General features: G+C 66.0%; 2 protein-coding genes. One reads left to right on the forward strand and one right to left on the reverse strand.

Annotated features, from left to right (window positions below; genetic code table 11):
- Positions 1 to 719, reverse strand: a 719-nt coding sequence (locus tag ACQKIP_RS46905; protein ID WP_427745813.1) for an ABC transporter substrate-binding protein, incomplete at its 3' end; no start/stop codon positions are given.
- Between the two features lie 596 nt (positions 720 to 1315).
- On the opposite strand from ACQKIP_RS46905, the gene ACQKIP_RS46910 reads away from it, so the two are divergent.
- Positions 1316 to 1651, forward strand: a 336-nt coding sequence (locus ACQKIP_RS46910; protein ID WP_427745812.1) for a DUF7691 family protein, incomplete at its 3' end; no start/stop codon positions are given.

Here is a 1651-nt window from a genome sequence, read left to right on the forward strand (position 1 = left end):
ATCTTGTCGTAACTGCCGTCGGTCCGGGCCTTCTTGAGGACCTCGTTGACCTTCGTGCGCAGTGCGTCGTTGCCCGTGCGCAAGCCGATTCCGTACTTCTCGCCGGTGTCGAACTCCGCGGTCACCTCGGTGTCCGGGTTGTCCTTGACGTATTCGAAGAGCACGCCGTTGTCGTTGATGCCCGCGTCGACCTTGCCGGCCTTGACGGCCGTGAGCAGCAGGCCGACGTCCTCGTATTCCACGAGTTCGATGTCCAGGCCCTTGCTCTCCTTCTTGGCGTAGATGCCGCCGGTGGTGGCCTTCTGGTAGCCGAGCTTCTTGCCCTTGAGATCCTCGAAGGTCTTGTAGGGCTGCCCCTTCTTGGTGATCAGCGCCTGGGTGGCGTTGAAGTAGGGGTCCGAGAAGTCCATGACCTTGTCGCGCTCGTCGGTGATCGTCATGCCCGCGGCGGCCAGGTCGCACTTGCGGATGTTGAAGTCCTGGCCGGTTTCGATGCCCTCGAACGGCGTGTTGACGATCTCCTGCTCGACGTCCAGCTCCTTGGCAACCAGGTCGACCAGATCCACGTCGAAGCCGACGATCTTGCCGTCCTTCTTGGACTGGAACGGCGGATAGGGCAGATGCGTACAGGTCTTGATCTTGCCGGACGAGACGAGCTTGACCCCTGAGGCGTTCTTGTCGCCGTCGCTGTCGGACTTGGTGCTGGTGCAGCCCGTCATCAGCAGGACGGCGGCTGCGGTCAGGGCTATGGCAGCCACCGGGGAACGAACGGGCTTGGGGGGACGAGCGGACACAGGACCTCCAGGGCAGGCTCGGGCCAGGGCGCGAGCGAGATCAACAGCGCTGTGTACTGCAGCAAGCTGCGGTGCATCCTGCCACCGCCCGGGGCTCTTGTCCTGCCCCTGGGATTGCGTATGGGTAACACACTCGATCTCCACTGCGTCAACTCCTGTCTGATACTGGGGCATTACTGCGCGTCAGCTTCGAATCGGCGGTGAAGAGCGGGGCCGGAGGCGCAGTGGGCCGTTGCCGTTGCGCAGCGTGGTCCCGCCACTGGCCCACTGTCCGCCGATATGCGCACCGTTCAGCCGCACCGCACCGTGCCTGCCACTCCCCTCGCCCCCAACCCATCGTCGAGGAAGGCACTCCCGAGGGTCCGCGGGCTGTCGGGAGTGCCTATGCCCCACCGGCGTTCAGTAGCCAACGGCTTGGGAACACGCCACCGGTGGCGCCGGTGAAGGGGCCCCCGGCCCTCCACGATTCACCGCAGCGATCTGCACCTATGCCTGTCAGAGGCTGCCTCTAAGGTCGGGGCATGAGTTCTTCCCTGAGCGTGTACCTGCTCGACATCGCCGCCACGCGTGCCGTGATCGGCTCCCGCGACCAGCAGCTGCTCGCCGCCGTCCGCGACAAGCACGGCGCCCAACTGGAGCGTGACGACGACGAACTCTCCTTCGCCATCGAGGAGGAGGGCGCGCCCACCGCGCTCCAGGCACTGACCGCCGTCGTCAACGGCGGCCCCTTCAGCGACGACCCGGACCACGCCTTCCAGTACGGCTACGCCTACCTGCGCCTGTGCGATGCCACCGGCTCGATCTCGATGCCGACCACCCGCACCCGCGGCGCCGCCTCCCGCAGCCGCGCCAGCAGC

Source organism: Streptomyces sp. NPDC059900 (assembly GCF_050270335.1).
In the GTDB taxonomy this organism is placed as follows: Bacteria; Actinomycetota; Actinomycetes; order Streptomycetales; family Streptomycetaceae; genus Streptomyces.